The sequence below is a fragment of the Pseudomonas fluorescens Q2-87 genome (assembly GCF_000281895.1).
GTDB lineage: Bacteria > Pseudomonadota > Gammaproteobacteria > Pseudomonadales > Pseudomonadaceae > Aquipseudomonas > Aquipseudomonas fluorescens_S.
Genome location: NZ_CM001558.1, coordinates 4,768,101 through 4,784,766 on the forward strand (window position 1 = coordinate 4,768,101; position 16,666 = coordinate 4,784,766).

Genomic DNA, 16,666 nt, shown 5'->3' on the forward strand with positions numbered 1-16,666 from the left:
TTCAGGCATTAGGGTTTTTGGGAACCGCCACAGGACGGCTGGCGGGACACTGATCCGTGTGGCGAGGGAGCTTGCTCCCGCTGGGTTGCGAAGCAGCCCCCTCGGAAATCTGGTCGTGATCAGCCTGGCGCACCGCGATGCCGGGATTCGGGTCTGCTGCGCAGCCCAGCGGGAGCAAGCTCCCTCGCCACAACAGCGTCCATCGCCAGAGCGGCTCCGTCAGGAAATTTCCCGCCGAAACGGCGGCAACGCATTGAGGATCGCCTTGCCGTAGCGCTGGGTCACCAACCTGCGGTCGAGCAACGTGATGGTGCCGCGGTCTTCTTCGGTACGCAGCAAGCGACCACAGGCCTGGACCAGCTTCAGCGAGGCGTCCGGCACGGAGATTTCCATGAACGGGTTGCCGCCACGGGCTTCGATCCATTCGGCCAGCGCCGCTTCCACCGGATCGTCCGGGACCGAGAACGGGATCTTGGCGATCACCACGTGCTCGCAGTAGGCACCGGGCAAGTCCACGCCTTCGGCAAAACTCGCCAGGCCGAACAGCACGCTGGAATCCCCGCCATCGACCCGCGCCTTGTGCTTGTTGAGGGTTTCCTGCTTCGACAGGTTGCCCTGGATGAAAACCTGTTTGCGCCAGTCACGGTCAAGGCCATCGAACACGTCCTGCATCTGTTTGCGCGAGGAAAACAGCACCAGGGTGCCCCGTGAGCCTTCCACCAGTTCCGGCAGGTCGCGGATGATCGCGGCGGTATGGGCGGCGGCGTCCCGAGGATCGGCCTTGAGGTCCGGCACCCGCAGCACGCCAGCATCGGCATGGTGGAAGGGGCTCGGGACCACGGCGGTCACGGCTTTTTTCGGCAGGCCGGCACGCATGCGGAAGCGGTCGAAGGTGCCCAGGGCGGTCAGGGTGGCGGATGTCACCAGCGCGCCATAGGCCACGTTCCACAAATTGCGCCGCAGCATGTCCGCTGCCAGGATCGGGCTGGCATTGACCTCGATGTCGAACAGCGAACCGCTTTCGGCCAGGGTCAGCCACCGTGCCATCGGCGGGTTGTCTTCCGGGTCTTCAACCGTGAATGCGGTCCACAGTTCCCAGTTGCCTTGCGAACGAGACAACAGGCTGCCGAACAGCGGATACCATTCCTCGGCCTGGTTGCTGGCGATGCCGATATTGACCTCGCCATCCATGCCTTCCTTGAGCAGGTCGGTCAGGCGGGTGAACAAGTCGGTCAAGCGCGCGAAGCCTTTCTTGAGCTCGATGCCCATCTCGCGCATGTGCTCGGGAATCACCCCGCCGACAAAACGATGGCGTGGTCGCTCACGGCCCTCGACGTCTTCGCCGGGCTTGAAATCGGCCACCTGCTCACAAGCTGTGAACATGAACTGCTGGTTGGTCTTGATCTCCCGGGCAAGCTCCGGCACTTGTTCGATGAACTTGCCCAGGTCTCCTGGCAGCGGGTGTTGGGCCAACAACTTGGTGAGGTTCTTGGCGGTGGTCTCCAGCCAGTCGGCGGTGGAACGCAGCCGCGTGTAGTGGGCAAAATGGCCGATGGCCTTGTCCGGCAGGTGATGGCCTTCGTCGAACACATAGATCGTGTCCCGCGGGTCCGGCAGCACTGCGCCACCGCCCAGGGCCAGGTCGGCCAGCACCATGTCGTGGTTGGTGACGATCACGTCGACCTTGCCCATGCCTTCGCGGGCCTTATAGAAGGCGCACTGGCCGAAATTCGGGCAATGACGGTTGGTGCATTGGCTATGGTCGGTCGTCAGGCGGGACCAGTCGGCATCTTCCAGGGCCGTGGACCAGCTGTCGCGGTCGCCGTCCCACTTATTGCCGGCCAGTTTCTCGATCATGCTGGTGAACAGCTTCTGGCTCGCCTCGTCGACTTCGATCTTGAAGCCTTCTTCTTCGAACAGCTGGGCCGTGGCGGTCTGCGCCTGGCCTTCCTGCAGCAACATGTCGAGCTTGGACAGGCACATGTAGCGTCCGCGCCCCTTGGCCAGGGCGAACGTGAAGTTCAAGCCGCTGTTGCGCATCAGGTCGGGCAAGTCCTTGTAGACGATCTGCTCTTGCAGGGCGACGGTGGCCGTGGCGATCACCAGGCGTTTGCCGGCGGCCTTGGCGGTGGGGATGGCCGCCAGGCTGTAGGCCACGGTCTTGCCGGTACCGGTGCCGGCCTCGACCGCCACGACGGCGGGCTCGCCACTGCGCCGGCCTTCGTCGTCGGTGTCGATGTCACCCAGGACTTTTGCCACTTCGGCAATCATCAGGCGCTGGCCATATCGCGGCTTGAGGCTCTTGGCTTCGAGAAAACGCGAATAGGCGCCCTGGATCGTGGTTTTGAGTTCGGTGCTGATCATGAATGGTCGGGCGCTAAAAACGCTGGATAAATTTTCAGTGGTTCGGATCGGCGGCTATCATACCCCGCTAATGAATCCTGCGCAGAACGGAGTAACCCAATGACACCCTTTGCCCTTATCTACACCCTGCATTTACTGGCCGCCCTGATCTGGGTCGGCGGCATGTTCTTCGCCTGGATGATCCTGCGACCCGCCGCAATGACGGCGCTTGAGGGCCCTGCTCGACTCAAGTTATGGGTAGAAGTGTTTCAACGTTTTTTCGTCTGGGTCTGGGTGGCAGTGGTGCTTTTGCCGATCAGCGGCGTAGGCCTGGTTCACGTGCGCTTCGCCGGCTTCGAAACCGCGCCGCGCTATGTGCAGGTCATGATGGGGCTGTATGTGGTGATGACGGCGCTGTTTATCCGGATCCAAGCCTTGCAGTTACCATCGTTGCGCAACGCCGTGACGGCCCAGGACTGGCCGGGGGGTGCGGCAGTATTAGGGAAGATTCGCCAACTGGTGGGGATCAATCTGTTGGTCGGGTTGCTGGTGGTAGCCATTGGCGCGGCGCGGCCGATGTTCTGAAAAAAACTCCAATGCCCCTGTGGGAGCGGGCTTGCTCGCGAAGAAGGAGTATCTGGTAGATGAATACTCACTGACCCACCGCCTTCGCGAGCAAGCCCGCTCCCACAGGGTTTGCTACTGATCTTAGAACCGTTGCACCGTCACCGCCCCCGCCGCGCCGGCAGGCCCTGGCTGGCCCTCTGCTCCGGGGCGGCCGCTTTTGCCACCATCGGCGGTATAGACGAGGCAGCCCTTGGCCTTGCCTCCTTTGCCCGGTTTGCCCCCCGGCCCTGGCGCGCCACCGACGCCACCGTCCACGGTCACCTTGATCTGTTCGGCAGGGTAGGCGCGAGGCAGCTCCAGGCGCACCAGTGCACCGGCGGCACCCGGCTGGCCATCGCTGCCATTGCTGCCGTCGGCACCGCGTCCAGCCGAACCCCAGGTGCAACCCGGCGCCTGGCCGTTGGCGCCGTCGAGACCGACGTAGCCCGGCGCACCGGCACCACCGCGAGCATCCACCGACAATAAAGGTGCATTCAGCGCTTCAAAACGCAGATTGAGATCGCGCCCCGGCCGTGCCGCCTTCGTAAAAGTGCCGGGTGCGCCGCGAGCAGTGATCTGGCTGCCATCGGCCATTTCAGCCTGGGCCACTTTCATTGCCAACACCTGTTGAGCCGGCACAATGGCGATTCGCGCTTCACGCCCCAGGTGCAATTGGGCGATGGTCAGCTCAGTGACATTGGACGGCACCAGCAGCGTGCCGTAGTCAGCCACGTCGAGCCGTTCCAGGGCCAAGGTGCTGGTGGTGTTGGGCAGGCGCATCAATGAATGGCTTTCTACCTGGAGCACTTGGGCCGAAGCCCATGGGCACACGAGTGCGACGAGCAGACACAATTTACGCATGGGAAGCCTCTGGCGCGGTCGGAAGGGTTTGCAGATGGAAGATGCCGAACAGCAGCACTCTGAGGCGATCACGACCCGGCGCAGGGCGACCACGGAAACTGGCCCTGAACAGCAGTAATTCCAGCAGATGGAGCGCCAGCAAAAACGCGCCGGCGAGATTGACCAGCAGATGCAGCGGCTGGACGAACGGCACGATCAAGTTGACCAGCACCACCAGCCAGAACAGCAGGGTCAGCAAGCGACCCAGCCCCCAAAACACCTTCATACGGCCCCCCGGTCGAGCATTATTCTTTGCACGCACAGTAACGGCTTGCGCGCTGGATAAGCCAGAGGGCCAGGCAAATTTAATCTAGCCCGAGCATCCGCCCGCCGGATCGTCTCGTCGACGACCCGGCAGCCCTGGCCCGCGCCTCAACGCTTGATATGCAATTCAACCCGACGGTTCTGCGCCCGCCCTTCGTCGGTCTCGTTGTCAGCTACCGGCTCGCTTTCGCCCTTGCCTTCGCTGGTGAGTTTGCCGGGCGCCAGCCCCTGGGTCAGCAGGTACTCCACGACACTACTGGCCCGGCGCTCGGAAAGCCCCTGGTTGTAGGTGTCGGTCCCGACACTGTCGGTGTGGCCCACCACACGGATACTGGCGACATCGGCATTGCTCAACTTGCCGACGAGCCCATCGAGCTGACTGCGAGCGTCTGCGGTGAGGTTGGACTTGTCGAAATCAAACAGCACTTTGCCGGCGTCGTTGAGGGTGATGACTTCGCTGGTCGGTGCCTGGGGCTCGACCGGCGGAGCGCTGGCCGGGTATTGCGGCAATGGGCACCCGTGATGTTCGACGGGCGTATTGGCAGGCGTATCAGGGCAACGGTCGCGGCGGTCGAACACGCCGTCACCGTCTTCATCGCCGTCCTGGGCATAGCAGATCAAACCACCGCCCAACAGCCCCAACGCGGCGCCGCCGGCAGCCCATCCGCTGCTTTCGATCGCACCCAAGCCACCGCCAACCAGGCCGCCGATCAAGCTGCAGATTGGCCAAGTGCGTTGATTGAGGGGCGCGCTGCCATCGCTGTGCGTGGCGCAACCGGACAATAGGCTGCTCGCCAGCAGCACCGGCAAGGCGGCCTTGATTAGAACATTCATGGTGAAAGCTCCTGTGTCACCGGCCCATACCGGTCACACAGGAGTAAAGACCCGCATCCGCAACTCAACAAGCCGCGCGGGCAAAGGGGTTCAGCGGTTTATCTTGATTTCGGTGCGGCGGTTCAAGGCACGTCCGTCGGCGGTTTTGTTGTCTGCCACCGGCTGGCTTTCGCCGGCACCGGCCACCGAGACAAAACTGGCACGAGGCACGCCCTGTTCGACCAGGTATTGCACGACCGAATTGGCCCGTTTCTCCGACAACCGCTGGTTATAGGCATTGCTGCCGACGCTGTCGGTGTGACCCGTGACCCGCAGCTGCGCGGTGGACGTTTCCTGTTTCAGCCGGGTCGCGACGGTGCTCAGCACTTCCTTGTCGGTTGGGGTCAGCGTGGCTTTGTTGAATTCAAAGTGCACGTCGCGGATCACGATGGTCTCCTCCTTGACCACGACAGGCGCTTCGACCACTGGCGCCGGCGCCGGTGGCGGGCAACCGTCGGCATCGACCTGCACACCCTTCGGCGTGCCCGGGCACTTGTCGCGGCTGTCCGGCACACCATCGCCATCTTCGTCGCCGTCGCCATGAGCCCAGCACCAGCCCGCTGCCACAGTGCCGGCCACCAACGCACCAGGACCGATCCAGGAGCTGCTTTCAATGGCGCCCAATCCCGCGCCAACGACGCCGCCAGTGGCCGCACAGATCGGCCAGTCGGTTTTCTGCAAACCTGCGCAACCAGTCAACACACTGGTGAGCAGAACCAGGGGTAACGCTGTCCGAACGATGCTCATCGGTTTTTCTCCTTGAGGGATCGGCTTTGCGCCGATTCAGGGGAGTAAAGACCCGAGTTCGACTCTGCGCCAGCCTTGGGCATTCGTCGGTTTCGCCGCGTGTTTACGGCCGTTCGACCCGCTCGCGCGCAAACCGCTCTAGGCCATGATGTCCGGGCAGGCTATCGTGAGGGTTCTGACTGAGGAACTTCGATGACCGTTGCCATCTCTTCGCGTACGCCCCAACAAGCCCTGGCGGCCGTGCTTGACCGTTATGCCCCGCAAACGCTGCTGTTGATCGGCGCCGACAGCTTCCCCGCGCTCGAAGCCTTCCAACAGGCGCATCCAGCCACCGAAGTCGTGCATACCGGCCCCGGCGCGCTGCCGGCGGACGTAGCGGCACGGCGTTTTGACCTGGCCCTGGCGCTCGATTGCCTGGAGCATTTGCCCAAGCGCGACGGTCTGAACCTGTTGGGTGGCATCCGCAACCTGAACGCCAGCCGTATCGCCGTGCTGGCGGACCTGAACGCCTGCGGCTGGCAGGAAACGGACTTCTTTTCCCTGGCGTTGCAGGCCAGCGAACGGTTCCAGCGCCAGGATCAGGTCTTGACCCTGTTCACCTACGATCTGCTTGAATACAAACAAGTCCCCGACTGGCTCAACTCCCGTTTTTGGGCCAACCCGGAAAATTTCGGAAAATACTGGTGGTAGCCTTGAACACAATGCACGCACCCATTTGCCCTTGCGGCAGTGGCAACCCACTGCCAGCCTGCTGCGGCCATTACCACGACGGCCATCCGGCGCCCTGCGCCGAAGCCCTGATGCGCTCGCGCTATAGCGCCTATGTGTTGGGTCTGGTGGACTACTTGGTGCACACCACGCTCCCGGCCCAGCAGGACGATCTCGACCGCCAGTCCATCAGCGAGTGGAGCGCCAACAGCACCTGGCTGGGGCTGGAAGTGGAAAGCAGCGAGGTCTTCGGTGGCCAGCCGGAACACGCCTTCGTCACTTTCACGGCCCGCTGGCATGACGGCCAGGGCGAACACAGCCACCGCGAACAGTCTTCATTCGTACAAAACGGCGGGCACTGGTATTTCATCGACCCCACCGTATCGGTCAAGGCCGGACGCAACGACAGCTGCCCGTGCGGCAGCGGACAAAAATTCAAGAAGTGCTGCGCAGGCTACTTCGCGCGCTAATTTCGGAAACGTCCGACGCCCGTCCGCTCTCCAGCGGGCTAGACTGGGGGAAACCAGAGGCACGGATATGAACCATTCACCCTTGCTATTGCGCATCGCTTGCCTGCTGCTGTTCGTCGGGCTCGGCGGCTGCGCGTCATGGCAAGGCGAAGAGGCCCCGGAGCCGCAGGTGCATCTGGTCAAGGTCGAGGTGGTGCGGGCTCGGCTCCTTGAGCAGAAGTTCATGCTGCACTTTCGCGTCGACAACCCTGCCGACAGCGACCTGACCGTACGCGGCCTGACCTACCGCATTCATCTGGGAGACCTGCTGTTGACCGAAGGTGAGCATGAGCATTGGTTCACCGTGGGCCCCAGGCACAGCGCCTTCTTCAAAGTACCGATCCGTACCAACCTGTGGCCGCAAGTGCGGGAGGTAGTGAAACTCCTGGGCAAACCCCGACAGGAGATCCCCTATCGTCTGGAAGGTGAGCTGGAAACCGGATTATTCATCGCCCACTACGTGCACCTGGAGCGCAATGGCGTGATAATCGCCGCCGATTTAATTGCGGAGTAACCCCGATGACCCAGCAGCCTCACGTCCACGGTCCTGATTGCAATCATGATCATGACCATCATCACGACCATGACCACGGCCATGTCCATGGCCCGAACTGCGGCCACGCCCACCAGGAACCGGTGCGCAACGCCCTGAAGGATGTCGGTCGCAATGACCCTTGCCCATGCGGCAACGGCAAGAAGTTCAAGAAGTGCCACGGGGCTTGAGGGTCCGGGCGAAGAACTTCTTCGCCTGCTAGGCCGTTATCGCGAGCAAGCTCGCTCCCACAGGGGATTTGAGGTGAGGCGATATTTAATGATCGCCGAAGAATCAATGTGGGAGCGAGCTTGCTCGCGATGAGGCCGGCACATTCAGTGCCGACCTGTCAGCCCGCCTCCAGAATCCGCCGCACACTGCTCACCGTCGCATACTCGCCGTGCAAGTTGCCCAGGGACATGGCATGCACCTCGCTGGCCGAGCGGGCATTGCCGAAATAGTCGGCCTTATCAAAAGTGAAGCAGGCGTCTTCGGCCACCCAGGTGTCGAATCCCAGGTTGCCGGCCGTGCGCGCTGTGGACTCTACCGAGTTGTTCGTCGCCACGCCGACGATCACCAATTGCCCGATCCCGGCCTTACGCAGGTTTTCTTCCAGACGGGTACCGCTGAACGCATCCGGCACCTGCTTCTGAATCAGCTCTTCACCGGCCATCGGCTCGAATCGTGGTTGAACCTCTACGCCCGCCTGTCCTGGCCAGAACACCGAGTCCGGTGAGCGGGACAGATGGTGGACGTGAATCACTGGCCGCGCCGAATGTCTCCAGAACGCCAGTAATTCCAGCATGCGCAACTCCGCCTCGGGATTGTTGCGGGAGCCGAGCGTGGGATGAAGGATGCCTTTTTGTTGATCGATGAGGATCAACGCTGCGTTTTTCTGTAGCTCCATGCCGGTTTTCTCTTGCTCGGTCATTGATTTTTCCACACTTGAGCATCACCTCTTCCTACAGGCAAGCCTTCGAGCAAAAGAGGACAACCTCCTGCCGTCGATTGTTGTCCCTTCATCACGATGTCTTATCTGGAGCCCTCCCATGATCGACCTGTATTACTGGACCACCCCTAACGGCCATAAAATTTCGCTGTTCCTGGAAGAAGCCGGCCTGCCTTACAAGGTGCACCCGATCAATATCGGCCAAGGCGAGCAATTCAAACCTGAATTCCTCAAGATCGCGCCAAACAACCGCATTCCCGCCATCGTCGACCATGAACCGGCCGACGGCGGCGAACCGATCTCACTGTTTGAATCCGGCGCCATCCTGCTGTACCTGGCGGAAAAAACCGGCCAGTTCCTTCCCAAGGATCTACGCGGGCGGCAAGAAGTCCTGCAATGGCTGTTCTGGCAAATGGGCGGCCTGGGACCGATGGCCGGGCAGAATCATCATTTCAGCCAGTTCGCACCGGAAAAGATCCCCTACGCAATCAAGCGCTATGTCGACGAGACCGCTCGCTTGTACGGCGTTCTGGACCGACGCCTGGCCGACCGTGACTTCGTGGCTGGCAGTGAATACAGCATCGCCGACATGGCGATCTACCCTTGGACGGTGTCCCACAAATGGCAGAGCCAGCGGCTGGAAGACTTCCCTAACGTGCAACGCTGGTTCAACCGCATCAAGGAACGTCCGGCGACCGTGAAGGCCTACGCCCTGGTGGACAAGATCAACCCACCCAAATCCTGAGATGACGCGACGGCGAGGATTCGGTGTCATCCCGAAGGTCAGGATGTCACCGAGCCCGGGCTTTCATCGCCAAATCAACAAATAACCCTCGCCCCCGCTTGCGCGGCCCCCTCCTGCTCACTAACGTAGCGCCTTTATTGGTGCTACCCCCCCGCAGGAGCTTTGCCATGGCCTCGCCAGCCTCTATTTCCTTTTTCCCCCGGCTCGGCGCTGCCGCCGCAGTGGCCAGTGTGCTCGGCTTGAGCGGTTGCCAGACCTGGAATACCCAGGACTCGGTCCCGCCCACTTCCGGCGTACAGCCGCTCAAGGGGCTGGCACAGAACGTCTCGATTCGACGCAATGCCATGGGCATGCCGCTGATCGAAAGCAACAGCTTCCACGACGCCCTGTTCACCCTCGGCTACGTCCATGCCAGCGACCGCATCACCCAAATGGTGACCCTGCGCCTGCTGGCCCAGGGGCGGTTGGCGGAAATGTCCGGCGCCGAACGGCTGGACGTCGACCGCTACATGCGCGCCGTCAATCTGAAGAAAAACGCCGATGAGCTGTACAAGGCTTCTTCGCCACGGCTCAAGCGTTTCTTCGAGGTCTATGCCCGCGGCGTCAACGCCTACCTGTTCCGCTACCGCGACAAGTTGCCGTCGGACCTGGCCGCCACCGGTTACAAACCCGAATACTGGAAACCGGAAGATTCGGCGCTGATGTTCTGCCTGTTGAACTTCAGCCAGTCGGCCAACCTGCCGGAAGAAATCGCCAGCCTGGTACTGGCCCAGACGGTCACCAACGATAAGCTCGCCTGGCTGAGCCCGTCCTATCCGGACGAGCAACTGCCCTTGGCCGAGGCCGAAAAGCTCCAGGGAATCCGTCTCAACGGCCAGGTTCCGGGGCTGCAGGAGATCAGCAAGGCCACCGGCCAACTGGCTGGGATGAACCTGCTGGGCGCTGCCTCTTCGAGCAACTGGGCCATCGCGCCACAACGCAGTCGCAGCGGCAAGAGCCTGCTGGCCAGCGACAGCCACGGGCCGTTGGGGGTGCCGGCGCTGTGGAGCCCGGTGCAGATCCGGGCACCGAAGTATCAGGCAGCCGGGATTTCCGTGGCGGGTATCCCGATGATCCTGGCGGGCTTCAACGGCAAGGTAGCCTGGAGCATGACCAGTGTCCTGGGAGACAACCAGGACCTGTTTCTGGAAAAAATCCGACGCCAAGGCAATGGCCTTTCCTACGAGGTCAACGGCAAATGGCAGCCGGTAATGGTGCGTAACGAAACCTATTTCATCAAAGGCCAGCGATCGATTCGCGAAGCGGTGTTCGAGACTCGCCATGGCCCATTGCTCAATAGCGCCCAAGGCCTGGCCATGGCCAGCGGCTTTGGCCTGGCGTTGCAGACGCCGAGCTTTACCGACGACAAGACCCTGGACGCGTTTTTCGACCTGTCCCGTGCGCAAAGTGCCGAGAAAGCCTCCGACGCCAGCCGGGAAATCCGTGCGATGGCGGTGAATCTGGTCTTCGCCGATGCCAGTCATATCGGCTGGCAAGTCACCGGCCGCTACCCAAACCGCCGCGAAGGCGAAGGCCTGTTGCCGTCGCCAGGCTGGGACGGCCGCTACGATTGGGATGGCTATGCCGATCCGATGCTGCACCCTTACGACCAGGACCCGGCCCAGGGCTGGCTCGGCACGGCCAACCAGCGCGTCATCCCCCACGGCTACGGCATGCAATTGTCCAACTCCTGGGCCGCACCGGAGCGTGGCGAACGCATGGCCGAACTGGCCGGCGCAGGCAAGCACGACACCCGCAGCCTGACCGCCATGCAATATGACCAGACCACGACCTTCGCGGCCAAGCTCAAGAAAGTCTTCGAAGCGCCGGGCATGGCCCAACCGCTCAGGCAGGCGATCGAAGCGCTGCCGATCACTGAACGGGCCAAGGCCCGCGAGGCCTACACCCGCCTGATGGCGTTCGATGGGCGGCTCAGCCCGACCTCCGCCGACGCGGCGGTTTATGAGCTGTTCCTGCAGGAAAGCATGAAGCAGATTTTCCTCGACGAACTGGGCCCGGACAGCAGTCCGGCGTGGAAAGCATTGATCGCCAATGGTCAGTCGTCCTACTCGGCCCAGGCCGACCATCTGCTGGGACGCGAAGACAGCCCGTTCTGGGACGATGTGCGCACGCCGCAAAAAGAAGACAAGGCCGTTGTCCTGGCCCGCAGCCTGGCCGCCGCTATCAACGCCGGTGACAGCCAACTGGGCGCGGATCACAAGGCCTGGCAATGGGGCAACCTGCATCGCTACGAGTGGAAAAACAGCAGTGGCCAGGTCGTACGCGGCCCGGTTGCGGCCGGTGGCGATGCCAGCACGCTCAACGTGGCGGCGTTTGCCTGGGGCCAGGATTTCTACACCACGCTGGCGCCGGCCATGCGTTTTATCGTCGACTTCGGCCAGCCTGAACCGTTGATGGTGCAGGACGGCGCGGGCCAATCCGGTAACCCGGCGAGCCCGAACTATGTCAATGGCATCGATCCGTGGATCAAGGGGCAGTACCAGAATTTGCCGCTGCAACCACAGAACTTCGATCGGGCCTATGGCAAGACGCGGTTGACCCTGGTGCCTGGCAAGTAACTGCCGACCGGGGCTGAAGACAAGACGCCTGTGGAGGGAGCTTGCTTTCGCTGGACTGCGAAGCAGGCCCCGGCACGTCTACAGGCAGACCGCGTCAGTCGGTGTTACGACTGCTGCGCAGCCGAGCGGGAGCAAGCTCCCTCGCCACGGTGATTGGGTGTTGAATTCGGTATCGCGGTTCGACACAAAGCCAGTGTGGGAGCGAGCTTGCTCGTGATGAAGTCAATCCATTCCAGCGAAAACCCAATAGAACTTCTCCCCCCGCCAGCGCCTCTACCTGACAAGCCCATCGCCCCGGTGACTGCATGGATCTTGTCATTGCCCGCCCCGAAGGCCTGTATTGCCCGCCCGGGGATTTCTACATCGACCCGTGGCGTCCGGTAGAACGTTCAGTCATCACCCACGCCCATGGCGACCATGCCCGCAACGGCAACCAACATTACCTGGCAGCGGCGCCCGGCGAAGGCATTCTGCGTTCCCGCCTCGGCCAGGACATCGACCTGCAAACCCTGCCCTACGGCGAACGCCTGCTGCATCACGGCGTGACCTTGAGTTTTCACCCCGCCGGCCATGTGCTGGGCTCGGCCCAGGTGCGGCTGGAATATCAAGGTGAGGTCTGGGTGGCGTCGGGGGATTACAAAGTCGAGCCCGACGGCACCTGTGCGCCCTTCGAACCGGTGAAATGTCATACCTTCATCACGGAATCCACCTTTGGCCTGCCGATTTATCGCTGGCAGCCCCAGACGCAGGTTTTCGACGAGATCAACCAATGGTGGCGCGGGAACATTGCCGCCGGCCGGGCCAGCGTGCTGTTCTGCTATTCCTTTGGCAAGGCCCAGCGGATTCTTCACGGTATCGATGAAAGCCTCGGGCCGATCCTGGCCCACGGGGCCGTGGAGCCGCTGAACCGTGTGTATCGCGAGGCCGGGGTTTATCTGCCGCCAACGATCTACGCCGGCGAGGTGAAAAAGAACGACCCGATCATGGGCCAGGCGTTGGTCATCGCCCCGCCCTCCGCCGGCGGCAATACCTGGATGCGCCGCTTCGGCGACTACAGCGATGCCTTTGCCAGCGGCTGGATGCGCCTGCGCGGCACGCGGCGGCGGCGTGGCGTCGACCGGGGTTTTGTACTGTCCGATCACGCCGACTGGCCCGGCCTGCTCTGGGCCATCGAACAGACTGGCGCCGAGCGGGTCATGGTCACTCACGGTTCGGTCGGCGTGCTGGTGCGCCATTTATGCGAGCAAGGCCTCGACGCCCAAGGGTTCACCACCGAATACGGCGACGACGAAGAAGACCGCGCCGCCACGATCGATGCCGGCGCCGACACCGATTCCGGCGAGGAGGCACCATGAAAGCCTTCGCCGAGCTGTACGCCGAGTTGGATGCCACTACGTCGAGCAATGCCAAGCTCGCCGCTATGCAGAACTACTTCACCCAAGCCCCGCCCGAGGACGCGGCGTGGGCGGTGTATTTCCTTTCCGGCGGGCGCCCACGGCAGCTGGTTCCGGTAAAGATCCTGCGGGAGTTGGCAGTGCAAGTATCCGGGCTCTCGGGGTGGCTGTTCGAAGAAAGCTACCAGGCGGTCGGCGACCTGGCCGAGACCATTTCATTGGTGTTGCCGGAATCGCCCCACAGTTCCGACGAAGGCCTGGCACTGTGGATCGAGGATAAATTGTTGCCGTTGCGGGGTGAGTCGCCGGAAGTCCTGGCACACCGGCTACCGGCATTGTGGGCGCAACTGGACCGGCCAAGCCTGATGTTGTGCATCAAGCTCATTACCGGCAGTTTCCGGGTCGGCGTGTCCAAACTGCTGGTGACCCGCGCCCTGGCCGGCTTGGCCAATCTGGACAGCAAACGGGTGGCCCAACGTATGGTGGGCTATACCGACCTGTCCCATCGTCCAACCGCCGCAGGTTATCTCAAGCTGATCGCAGCTGAATCCTCCGATGAACATGCCCAGCGCGGCGGCCAGCCGTACCCGTTTTTCCTGGCCCATGGGTTGTCCGCGCCAGTGGAGCAGTTCGATACGCTGCTGGGCCCGGCCAGTGATTGGCAAGTGGAATGGAAGTGGGACGGCATCCGCTCCCAGGTGATCAAGCGCGACGGCCACCTGTGGGTCTGGTCCCGGGGTGAGGATCTGGTAACCGACCGTTTCCCCGAACTGCATGCCCTCGCGCAGGCGCTGCCCGACGGTACGGTGATCGACGGCGAAATCGTGGTGTGGAAAACTTCCCGGCCGAAAACCGAGGACGCCTTCGATCCGGACACGCTGCTGCAACCGGCCGTGCAGCCCTTCGCCCTGTTGCAACAGCGCATCGGGCGCAAGACCCTGGGCAAGAAAATCCTCGAAGATGCCCCCGTGGTGGTGATGGCCTACGACCTGCTGGAATGGCAGGGCGAGGACTGGCGCAGCCGCCCCCAAGTCGAACGCCGCGAACAATTGGAAGCACTGCTTGCCCGCGTCCATAGCCCGGTGCTGTTGCCATCACCGATTGTCACCGGTCCGGACTGGCTCGACCTGGCCCGGCAGCGCGAAGCCTCTCGCAGCCTCGGCGTCGAAGGCATGATGCTCAAGGCTCGCAACGCGCTGTACGGCGTCGGTCGCACCAAAGACATGGGCGTGTGGTGGAAGTGGAAAATCGACCCGTTCAGCGTCGACGCGGTGCTCATCTATGCCCAGCGCGGCCATGGCCGGCGTGCCAGTCTGTACAGCGATTACACCTTCGCCGTATGGGATAACCCGCCGGGCAGCCGCGAACGGACCCTGGTGCCCTTTGCCAAGGCCTATTCGGGGCTGACCGATGAAGAAATGCGCCAGGTCGACAGCATCGTGCGCAAGACCACCGTGGAAAAATTCGGGCCCGTGAGCAGTGTCACGCCCACCCTGGTGTTCGAACTGGGCTTCGAGGGCATCGCCCTGTCCAAGCGCCACAAGAGCGGGATCGCCGTGCGGTTTCCGCGAATGTTGCGCTGGCGCCGGGACAAAGGCGTCGACGAGGCCGACACGCTGGTGACACTTCAGGATCTGTTGAAAAGCTGACCCCCCTCCCGGGCCAGGCTGCTGAACGCCGGCGTGACTATCAAGGCGATGCATTTCATAGTGTACTTCTCCACAGTCTAGCTGAGGCGCGTTGGTGCTCTGCCCCTTCGCTCTAGACAATAGTCACTATGTAACACGGATGAAAAAAAGTGTGAGTCGTCAATGACGGCATCTAAGTATATGCATGTGTTAAATAGGCGATTTAGCGCATCTAAAAAACTATTGATACTCCGCGCACTAGCAGTTTTTCTGACGCCGTAATTGCGTCACCTGCGCCTTCATCATGATAATAAAAAACCGCCTTGCTCTTTCAAAGCGCACTGCTAACGTGACATCAGACCCGTCATTTATTTTAGTGTCTCCATCGTCCAGATCCTGCGCCAAGCCGATTATGCAACCATGAAAGGGATGCAATCATTCGGGGAGTGCCAGCCCCTTCCCAGGGTGAAGCCGAGCGGGACCGCCCCCCAATGGCATGTTGAATCCAGAACGTGCCACCCATACGAGTAGGGAGCCTGCCATGCGCGCAGAGAAGCGGTTCCAGTCGCTGGACAGTTTCAGGGGATTGATGGCCATTTCAGTGATGCTTTATCACTTACGTGTCAGCGGCAGCTTTACCGAATGGTTGTTATTTCGCCATGCCGAAGTATTTGTATCTTTCTTTTTTGTATTGAGTGGCTTTGTCTTGACGCATGCTTATGGCCGTTCCGTACAGTTTAACTTTCGAAAGTTCTTCATCACACGAACCTTCCGCTTGCTACCCCTGCACCTCTTTATGCTGAGTATTTTTGTACTGTTAGAGTGCGGCAGATACATGGCTGCTCAAAAAGGCATGGACTTCAACAACTCACCCTTTTCAGGGAAGTTTGCCCCTTCCGAAATCCTGCCGAATGCACTGCTGTTGCAATCCTGGACGCATTTGACTGAGCCACTGTCGTTCAACTTTCCATCGTGGAGCATCAGTATCGAGTATTACACCTATATGATCTTCGCCCTGATCCTGAGCATCGCTTTCGGCGCCAAGACGTGGGTATGGGTGACGGTGGTGTTCGTGGCCTTGGCGCTGATGTATGCAAGCAATACCTTCTTTACCGTCGAGTCGCTGCGGGGCCTCGCCTACTTTTTCACCGGCTGCCTGGCTTACGCCGTGTACCTGAGGCTCCCCCACCCCACACAGGCCCAAACCTGGTTGCTGACAACGTTTGAAGTGGTGGCGGTGATCGTGGTGCTGGTTTTCGTGATCAATGATTTTGCAGGCAAGCAGTTGTGGGCCAGCCCGTTGTTCGGTGCCATCGTGGTGATATTCGCCTTTGATCGCGGCGCTGTGTCACGGTTGTTGGCGGGCCGTGGCTTCGGTTTCCTCGGCAAATTGTCTTATTCCATCTACCTGACCCACGCGGCCGTTCTGTTTTGCGTAGTGTCGGCGTTCATGGTGGCGAAAAAAATCTCAGGCGTTGACATTGCACCGGTGATCGACGGGACTCGTTATCTGGACCTCGGTAATGTGCTGCTTAATAACCTCATCGCTTTGCTGGTAGCGGGATCAGTCGTCCTGGTGTCGATGTTCACCTACCGATATGTCGAAATGACCGGGCAATCCCTTGGTCGAGCGCTTAGTAACACCCCCGCCCACAGCCGTCCGGTATTAAGGCCTGATACCGAGGTTTGAAAAAACCGCGATTAAAACCTTCAGGCCGCTGCGGCTTCGCTGTGAAGGGCCTGCTCCAGCACGATCAGCACACGATGTTTTGAACAGCGGCCACTTCCTTGCCACTTGAGCGATAGAACACAGAGTCGGCACCATCCTGGTGCGCCTTTTAAGGTACGCT

General features: G+C 61.4%; 16 protein-coding genes. 10 read left to right on the plus strand and 6 right to left on the minus strand.

Annotation, left to right across the window (positions count from 1 at the left end; genetic code table 11):
- Window positions 1-219: 219 nt before the first annotated feature.
- Window positions 220-2,364, minus strand: coding sequence for an ATP-dependent DNA helicase DinG (gene dinG, locus PFLQ2_RS06905; protein WP_003184704.1), 2,145 nt, complete (start codon window positions 2,362-2,364; stop codon window positions 220-222).
- A 99-nt stretch (window positions 2,365-2,463) separates the two neighbouring features.
- On the opposite strand from dinG, the gene PFLQ2_RS06900 reads away from it, so the two are divergent.
- On the plus strand, window positions 2,464-2,928 hold the full coding sequence (locus PFLQ2_RS06900) for a CopD family protein (RefSeq protein ID WP_003184706.1): 465 nt from the start codon (window positions 2,464-2,466) through the stop codon (window positions 2,926-2,928).
- Window positions 2,929-3,051: 123 nt separating this feature from the next.
- On the opposite strand, the gene PFLQ2_RS06895 is transcribed toward PFLQ2_RS06900, so the two are convergent.
- The 4 genes from PFLQ2_RS06895 to PFLQ2_RS06880 form a co-directional block, all read right to left on the minus strand.
- Window positions 3,052-3,810, minus strand: coding sequence for a hypothetical protein (locus PFLQ2_RS06895; RefSeq protein WP_033046229.1), 759 nt, complete (start codon window positions 3,808-3,810; stop codon window positions 3,052-3,054).
- Window positions 3,803-4,075 (minus strand): DUF1145 domain-containing protein, encoded by a 273-nt coding sequence (locus tag PFLQ2_RS06890; protein ID WP_003184710.1) that lies wholly within the window; start codon window positions 4,073-4,075, stop codon window positions 3,803-3,805. Before PFLQ2_RS06890 ends, PFLQ2_RS06895 begins: the two co-directional genes overlap by 8 nt.
- A 146-nt stretch (window positions 4,076-4,221) precedes the next feature.
- Entirely contained in the window at window positions 4,222-4,947 is a 726-nt protein-coding gene (locus PFLQ2_RS06885; RefSeq protein ID WP_003184712.1) for an OmpA family protein, read from the minus strand.
- 90 nt (window positions 4,948-5,037) lie between these two features.
- A complete protein-coding gene (locus tag PFLQ2_RS06880) occupies window positions 5,038-5,733 on the minus strand; it encodes an OmpA family protein (protein ID WP_003184714.1) in 696 nt (231 codons plus the stop codon).
- Window positions 5,734-5,925: 192 nt separating this feature from the next.
- Between PFLQ2_RS06880 and PFLQ2_RS06875 the strand changes: the two genes are divergently transcribed.
- From PFLQ2_RS06875 to PFLQ2_RS28110, 4 genes are all read left to right on the plus strand, one after another.
- Window positions 5,926-6,423 carry a DUF6231 family protein gene (locus PFLQ2_RS06875; protein WP_003184716.1) on the plus strand — a complete coding sequence of 166 codons (498 nt, stop codon included), beginning with the start codon at window positions 5,926-5,928 and terminating at the stop codon, window positions 6,421-6,423.
- Window positions 6,424-6,434: 11 nt separating this feature from the next.
- Window positions 6,435-6,911: a YchJ family protein gene (locus PFLQ2_RS06870; RefSeq protein WP_033046234.1), complete on the plus strand. Its 477-nt coding sequence runs from the start codon at window positions 6,435-6,437 to the stop codon at window positions 6,909-6,911.
- A 67-nt stretch (window positions 6,912-6,978) separates the two neighbouring features.
- Window positions 6,979-7,464 (plus strand): LEA type 2 family protein, encoded by a 486-nt coding sequence (locus PFLQ2_RS06865; protein ID WP_003184721.1) that lies wholly within the window; start codon window positions 6,979-6,981, stop codon window positions 7,462-7,464.
- A 5-nt stretch (window positions 7,465-7,469) separates the two neighbouring features.
- Window positions 7,470-7,673 carry an SEC-C metal-binding domain-containing protein gene (locus PFLQ2_RS28110; RefSeq protein ID WP_003198420.1) on the plus strand — a complete coding sequence of 68 codons (204 nt, stop codon included), beginning with the start codon at window positions 7,470-7,472 and terminating at the stop codon, window positions 7,671-7,673.
- Window positions 7,674-7,831: 158 nt separating this feature from the next.
- On the opposite strand, the gene PFLQ2_RS06860 is transcribed toward PFLQ2_RS28110, so the two are convergent.
- Window positions 7,832-8,389: a cysteine hydrolase family protein gene (locus tag PFLQ2_RS06860; protein ID WP_003184723.1), complete on the minus strand. Its 558-nt coding sequence runs from the start codon at window positions 8,387-8,389 to the stop codon at window positions 7,832-7,834.
- Window positions 8,390-8,531: 142 nt separating this feature from the next.
- Between PFLQ2_RS06860 and PFLQ2_RS06855 the strand changes: the two genes are divergently transcribed.
- The 5 genes from PFLQ2_RS06855 to PFLQ2_RS06835 all read left to right on the plus strand — a co-directional run bounded on the left by PFLQ2_RS06855 (window position 8,532) and on the right by PFLQ2_RS06835 (window position 16,506).
- Entirely contained in the window at window positions 8,532-9,176 is a 645-nt protein-coding gene (locus PFLQ2_RS06855; RefSeq protein ID WP_003184725.1) for a glutathione binding-like protein, read from the plus strand.
- A gap of 167 nt (window positions 9,177-9,343) precedes the next feature.
- Complete coding sequence (locus PFLQ2_RS06850) at window positions 9,344-11,794, plus strand: penicillin acylase family protein (RefSeq protein WP_003184727.1); 2,451 nt, start codon at window positions 9,344-9,346, stop codon at window positions 11,792-11,794.
- Window positions 11,795-12,099: 305 nt separating this feature from the next.
- A complete protein-coding gene (locus PFLQ2_RS06845) occupies window positions 12,100-13,149 on the plus strand; it encodes a ligase-associated DNA damage response exonuclease (RefSeq protein ID WP_003184729.1) in 1,050 nt (349 codons plus the stop codon).
- Window positions 13,146-14,837, plus strand: coding sequence for an ATP-dependent DNA ligase (locus tag PFLQ2_RS06840; protein ID WP_003184732.1), 1,692 nt, complete (start codon window positions 13,146-13,148; stop codon window positions 14,835-14,837). Before PFLQ2_RS06845 ends, PFLQ2_RS06840 begins: the two co-directional genes overlap by 4 nt.
- A gap of 520 nt (window positions 14,838-15,357) precedes the next feature.
- Window positions 15,358-16,506: an acyltransferase family protein gene (locus PFLQ2_RS06835; protein ID WP_003184733.1), complete on the plus strand. Its 1,149-nt coding sequence runs from the start codon at window positions 15,358-15,360 to the stop codon at window positions 16,504-16,506.
- Window positions 16,507-16,666 lie beyond the last annotated feature (160 nt).

Excerpts from the sequence above, each read along its gene's own strand:
- PFLQ2_RS06860 (WP_003184723.1), bottom strand. The coding sequence starts at position 8,389 with ATGGAGCTACAGAAAAACGCAGCGTTGATCCTCATCGATCAACAAAAA.
- PFLQ2_RS06875 (WP_003184716.1), top strand. The coding sequence starts at position 5,926 with ATGACCGTTGCCATCTCTTCGCGTACGCCCCAACAAGCCCTGGCGGCC.
- PFLQ2_RS06850 (WP_003184727.1), top strand. The coding sequence starts at position 9,344 with ATGGCCTCGCCAGCCTCTATTTCCTTTTTCCCCCGGCTCGGCGCTGCC.
- PFLQ2_RS06895 (WP_033046229.1), bottom strand. The coding sequence starts at position 3,810 with ATGCGTAAATTGTGTCTGCTCGTCGCACTCGTGTGCCCATGGGCTTCG.
- PFLQ2_RS06845 (WP_003184729.1), top strand. The coding sequence starts at position 12,100 with ATGGATCTTGTCATTGCCCGCCCCGAAGGCCTGTATTGCCCGCCCGGG.
- PFLQ2_RS06835 (WP_003184733.1), top strand. The coding sequence starts at position 15,358 with ATGCGCGCAGAGAAGCGGTTCCAGTCGCTGGACAGTTTCAGGGGATTG.
- PFLQ2_RS06840 (WP_003184732.1), top strand. The coding sequence starts at position 13,146 with ATGAAAGCCTTCGCCGAGCTGTACGCCGAGTTGGATGCCACTACGTCG.
- PFLQ2_RS06885 (WP_003184712.1), bottom strand. The coding sequence starts at position 4,947 with ATGAATGTTCTAATCAAGGCCGCCTTGCCGGTGCTGCTGGCGAGCAGC.
- PFLQ2_RS06890 (WP_003184710.1), bottom strand. The coding sequence starts at position 4,075 with ATGAAGGTGTTTTGGGGGCTGGGTCGCTTGCTGACCCTGCTGTTCTGG.
- PFLQ2_RS06880 (WP_003184714.1), bottom strand. The coding sequence starts at position 5,733 with ATGAGCATCGTTCGGACAGCGTTACCCCTGGTTCTGCTCACCAGTGTG.
- PFLQ2_RS06870 (WP_033046234.1), top strand. The coding sequence starts at position 6,435 with ATGCACGCACCCATTTGCCCTTGCGGCAGTGGCAACCCACTGCCAGCC.
- dinG (WP_003184704.1), bottom strand. The coding sequence starts at position 2,364 with ATGATCAGCACCGAACTCAAAACCACGATCCAGGGCGCCTATTCGCGT.
- PFLQ2_RS06855 (WP_003184725.1), top strand. The coding sequence starts at position 8,532 with ATGATCGACCTGTATTACTGGACCACCCCTAACGGCCATAAAATTTCG.
- PFLQ2_RS06900 (WP_003184706.1), top strand. The coding sequence starts at position 2,464 with ATGACACCCTTTGCCCTTATCTACACCCTGCATTTACTGGCCGCCCTG.
- PFLQ2_RS06865 (WP_003184721.1), top strand. The coding sequence starts at position 6,979 with ATGAACCATTCACCCTTGCTATTGCGCATCGCTTGCCTGCTGCTGTTC.
- PFLQ2_RS28110 (WP_003198420.1), top strand. The coding sequence starts at position 7,470 with ATGACCCAGCAGCCTCACGTCCACGGTCCTGATTGCAATCATGATCAT.